The sequence below is a fragment of the Paracoccus niistensis genome (genome assembly GCF_042432925.1).
GTDB lineage: Bacteria > Pseudomonadota > Alphaproteobacteria > Rhodobacterales > Rhodobacteraceae > Paracoccus > Paracoccus niistensis.
In genome coordinates this window covers 1-5,249 of record NZ_JBHLWE010000035.1, presented here as the reverse complement: position 1 = coordinate 5,249, position 5,249 = coordinate 1, and the positions used below count along the sequence as shown (strand labels likewise).

3 protein-coding genes are annotated in these 5,249 nt (G+C 67.8%); all 3 read right to left on the bottom strand.

Annotated elements, in window-relative coordinates:
- Positions 1-363 precede the first annotated feature (363 nt).
- The 3 genes from ACFFII_RS11430 to ACFFII_RS11420 all read right to left on the bottom strand — a co-directional run bounded on the left by ACFFII_RS11430 (position 364) and on the right by ACFFII_RS11420 (position 5,052).
- Entirely contained in the window at positions 364-1,782 is a 1,419-nt protein-coding gene (locus ACFFII_RS11430) for an alkaline phosphatase (protein WP_377699013.1), read from the bottom strand.
- A gap of 130 nt (positions 1,783-1,912) precedes the next feature.
- A complete protein-coding gene (locus ACFFII_RS11425; RefSeq protein ID WP_377699012.1) occupies positions 1,913-3,853 on the bottom strand; it encodes a MacB family efflux pump subunit in 1,941 nt (646 codons plus the stop codon).
- A 2-nt stretch (positions 3,854-3,855) separates the two neighbouring features.
- On the bottom strand, positions 3,856-5,052 hold the full coding sequence (locus ACFFII_RS11420; protein WP_377699011.1) for an efflux RND transporter periplasmic adaptor subunit: 1,197 nt from the start codon (positions 5,050-5,052) through the stop codon (positions 3,856-3,858).
- Positions 5,053-5,249: the final 197 nt, after the last annotated feature.

Below are 5,249 nucleotides of genomic sequence, written 5' to 3'. Positions count from 1 at the left end.
GATCAGTCTCCTCGCGGAGCCTGAAGCACCCAGCAGCAGGCAGACCAATGGGTCCTGACCCTAAGGCATGCTGTCGCTGCACCAATCCGAGTCATCGGGCTAAATTGCGGCCGCGTTGGAACTGATCCATCAACGGCGAAGGCTGGCGAGCGGCGGCTGACGGAGGTGATCCGGGCGAAGCTGCTTCAGGCATGTTTGCAGGTCCACCGAGATGCCGCTGAACATGGCGCCGGAGGCGAGTCGAAAGTGGAGCGCGTCTGACAGACCGACGACATCGCCAGCCTGAAGCGCCTTATTGCGGCGACGTTGTCCCCTCCTCCCTCGGAGCGCCGCGCCCCTGCCCTATTGGAACCAGGCTTGGACCTACATCAGGCTGTCGGCCCAAGGGTCGCCCATTACCGGGATCATCCCGCTGGCGAGAAGCGCGCCGTCTGCAACCTGTTCCTCCGGAAAGGACAGGCCCATCGCGGCGGCAAGCCAGTGGCCCACCTCGGTATTGTCAACGCTGCCCTCCAGAAGGTCGGCCCCCGGACCGAAGGCATGCAGCGAGACATCGGCGCCGGTGTGACCGGTGGTCGTATACTCGACGCCTCCCCTGGCATTCAGAAACGAGCCGAGTTCCAGGACCGCCTCCTCGACGCTCGAGGCGTCCAGGATCGAGAGGATCTCGTCCCGCTCCAGCCGGACCAATCCTCCGGTCAGATCGAAAATCGTGTCCCGGACCGCCCTGATGATGGATCGCGGGCTGAGGCTGAATCCGAGGTCGGCGACGGCTTCCATCGCCTCATAAAACATCTCGACATAGGGCGCTTCATAGGGCCGGAAAGCCGCGGGTGTTCGATCGCCGTCCGGATCGAGGCGCATGCCGCCGGTCTCGTGATCGGCGACCGTGACCACAAGCGTGCCCGGATTGCTTGCGGCGTAGTCAAGCGCCACCTGCATGGCATTCTCGTATTCCGCCGCCGCGCGCATGACCGAGGCAGCGTCGTTGGCATGTCCCCAAGTGTCCGTGCCGGCCGCCTCGATGACAAGGAAGAAGCCGTCCTCGTCGGCATCCAGCCGATCCAGCGCGGCATCGGTCATCTCGGCCAGGGTAGGTTCGCTCGAGCGGTTGCCGACCGGCAGCCCGACGGGTCCGAAGTTGAAAAGCCCCAGAACGCGCTCGCTTTCGGACGCAGCAAGCTGATCGGCCGTGGTGACGTAATCGAACCCCGCCGCTTCGGCCTCGCGCAGCGTCGTCATTCCGTCCCTGTCCGGGTCCGCCCGGAAATCCTCGCGGCCGCCGCCGAGAATGACAGTCAGTTCATCCCGGTCGATGTAGTCCTGGGCGATCTCGGCAGTATCGTCGCGATCATCCTCCGAGGCCGCGAAGGCCGCCGGTGTGGCGCCGGTCACGACATCCGTGGTCACGATGCCCGTCGATTTCCCGGCGTCATGGGCAAGGCTCAGGATCGAGACGAGCGCGTTGCCCTCGGTGTCCACGGCAACTGACCCGTTGTTTGTCTTCACTCCGGTCGCATAGGCGGTGGCCGCCGCAGCCGAGTCGGTCACGGCGCTGCTGGCCGAGGCGGTTCGGACATGGGCCTGAAAGCCGCTTTTCCAGACAGGATCGCTGCCCTTGTAGAGTTCGTATGCCTCTGCGGCCACATCCCCGAAGCCGTCCGGCACAATGAAGATGACGTTTGTCGCAAGCTCCTGGGCTGCGGGGCCCGTCCCAGCAGGTGCGGCACTTCCAGGATCGAGGTTCTCGTTCACCATGACCATGCCTCCACAGGCTTTCATAGAAGTCGAGGAGCACAGGATACCACAAGATCGGGCATGATGGGTGCGCCACTTCACCCTGCCGGATACGCCTGGGCCAGTCCACGCCCAGACCGCGACCGGAACGGCCAGCCCTCAAGGCGCGTCCCGGTCATTCCCGGCTGAGCGCGTCCACCGGGTCCAGGCGGGCCGCAGAGCGGGCGGGCAGGAAGCCGAAGACGATGCCGATCGCGGTCGAGGACAGGCAGGCCAGCACGATCGTGGGTGCCGAATAGACCAGCCGCAGGTCGGCCCCAAGCTGCCCCGACAGGGCACCGCCCCCAAGCGCCAGCGCGACGCCAAGCAACCCGCCCAGCAGGCAGACCAGCACCGCCTCGGTCAGGAACTGCGCCACGATATCCGAGCGGCGGGCGCCGACGGCCATGCGGACCCCGATCTCGCGCGTCCGCTCGGTCACCGATACCAGCATGATGTTCATGACCCCGATGCCGCCGACGATCAGGCTGATGACCGCGATGGACGAGATCAGCATTGTCAGCGTCTGCGTGGTCGAGGTGATGGAGGAGCGGATCGTGTCCGAGTTCATCAGGAAGAAGTCCTTCTTCCCGTGCCGCTCGGTCAGCAGCGCCTCGATGCCCGCCTCGGCCTCGGCCATGTCGGCCTCGTCGCGGACCCGGACCGAGATGGAATCGACCACCGTCTGTCCGGTGATCCGCATGGCGACCGTGGTGTAGGGCACGAAGATCCGCGGGGTCGTGGGGCCGGGTCCGGCCGAGGTCTGGGTGGCAACGCCGATCACCTCCAGAGGCACACGGCCCACCATCAGCACCTGTCCGATGGCCGAGGCAGGGTCAGGGAAGAAGGCGCTCGCAGCCTCCGTATCCAGCACCGCGACCTGTCTGCGGCGGGCCAGCGCGTCGCGGCCGAAGGCCTGCCCCTCCTGCACGGTGAATCCGCCAACGTCGAAATACTCGACCCCCACGCCGCGCACCGAAACACTTGCCGAGGTGCCGCGCCAAGTGACATTGGCGCTGGTCTGGATCTCGGGCGAGGCCGAGGCGGCCCAGGGCTCGGCCGACAGCGCATCGGCGTCGGCGGCGACCAGCGTGTCGATGGCCCGGGCGCGGCGGTCCCCGAAGCCGGACCCTGGCCGGACCGTGATCGTGTTGGTGCCGAGCGAGGAGATGTTTTCCAGCACCCTTTCCTTGCTGCCGGTCCCCAAGGCCACGACCGACACCACCGAGGCGATGCCGATGATGATCCCCAGCATGGTCAGGAAGCTGCGCAGCCGATGCGCGTTGAGCGCCCGGACCGCCATGATGAAGGCTTCCGCCAGCCGGCCGACACGCGCTGCGAGCCCGGTTCCCTCTTCCGTTGCGGAAGTGCGCTGCGGGGCCGACGCAGTCGCACGGTTGCGGCGGTCCGAGATGATGCGGCCATCGCGCATCTCGATCACCCGGCCAGCGCGGGCGGCGACCTCGCGGTCATGGGTGACGATGACGACCGTGTGCCCTTCGGCGTTCAGTTCCTGCAACAGTTCCAGCAGTTCGGCGCCCGAGCGGCTGTCCAGTGCGCCGGTCGGCTCGTCGGCCAGGATCACCTCGCCCCCGTTCATCAGCGCGCGCGCGACCGAGACCCGCTGCTGCTGGCCCCCCGACAGCGCGCGGGGCCGGTGGTCCATGCGCTGGCCGAGGCCCAGCCGTTGCAGCAGCATCGCGGCGCGGCTGCGGCGTTCGGCTGCGGGGTGGCCGGCATAGATCGCGGGCACCTCGACATTGGCGAGCGCATCGAGGTCGGGCAGAAGCTGGTAGCGCTGGAAGATGAAGCCGAAATGCCGCCGCCGCAGCCGGGCGCGGCCTTCCTCGGACAGCGCACCGACGTCCTGCCCGGCGTAAAGGTAGGTTCCCGCGCTGGGACGGTCCAGACAGCCGAGGATGTTCATCAGCGTGGACTTGCCTGAGCCCGAGGTGCCGATGATCGCCACCATCTCGCCTGCCTCGATGGTCAGGTCGATCCCGTGCAGGACGGTCAGGGTCTCGTCGCCCGACGGAAAGTCGCGGCGGATGCCCTTGAGCTGGATCAGGGGGCCCATGGTCAGAAGAGCCTCGGCGCGCCGCCCATGCGGCCGCCGGAACGGCCAGCCTGCGAGGGCTCTCCGCCGCCTGCGGGACGGGCACGGCCGGTGACGACAAGTTCGCCTTCCTTCAGCCCTGCGCGGACCTCGGTCAGGCTGGCCGAGGCGATGCCGGTTTCGATCTCGCGGCGCTGCGTCTCGCCCGTCGCGGGATCATGGACCTGCACCGTGGCGCGCCCCTCGGGGGTGCTGCGGATGGCACTGCCGGGAACGGCCAGAACGTCCTCGGCCTCGGCCAGGGTCAGCGTGACCTCGGCGGTCATGCCGATCCGCAGGGTGCCGTCCGGGTTCGGCACGTCCAGCGCGGCGCGATAGTAGATGGCGGTGCTGGTGTCGATCTCGTCGGCATCGGCGATTGCGGCGGGGGCGGGTTCCAGCGCCCGCAGGGTCGCCTGGTAGGTGCGGCCGGGGTCGCCCGCCAGGGCGAAGCTTGCCTTCTGGCCGGGGCGGACATGGATGATGTCGGCCTCGGAGACTTCCGCCTTGATGACCATGGTGTCGAGATCGGCGATCTTGACCAGCGTCGGGCTGGACTGGTTGGCGTTGATCGACTGCCCCTCGCGCACGACGATGGCGACCACCGTGCCGTCGACTGGCGCGACGATGCGGGTCCGTTCCAAGGCCACGCGAGCAGCCTCGACGGCGATCCCGGCCTGCGCGCGGGACGCCTCGCTGGCCTTCACATTGGCCTCGGCCACGGCAAGCTGCGCCTCGGCAGCCTCCAGGTCCTGGGTCGTCAGCAACCCGCGTTTCGCCAGTTCGCGCTTGCGGTCGAGCGCCAGCCGCGCCTCGACGTTCGAGGCCTCCTGCGCGGCGATCTGCGCCTCGATCTGCGCCAGCGCCGCCTCGGCCCGCAGCAGGTCGTTCTGCTGGTCCTCGGGGTCGATCTGGGCCACGAGGTCGCCCGCCTTCAGCCGCTGCCCGAGTTCAACGGGAAGCGAGCGCACCTGTCCGCTGACCAGCGCCCCCACGGACACCAGCCGCGACGCCTCGATCACGCCCGAGGCCAGCACCGTCTGCCGCACGTCCTGCCTTATGACCGCAGCGGTTGCAGGCGCCTCGGCGACCGCAGCACTCGAGCGCGAGGTCCACCAGGCCCAAGAGCCGAGGACAACTCCGAGAAGGACGATGATGCCGAGCCAACGTCTGCGCGCCATGATATTCCTGCCTTGCTTGCGCCATTCCGGCAGCCTTCTAGCCCGATCTGCCCAAACCCAAAGGAAACGGGCATTCCGTGCTCGCGCAGGATTTCGCGACGCGCGGCAATGGGGCTGAAGGCCTGCTTTCGGGCTAGGGTCAGGACCCATTGATTTCAGGTTATGTGCGTGATGCTGAGGTGGCGAGGAGACCTGGC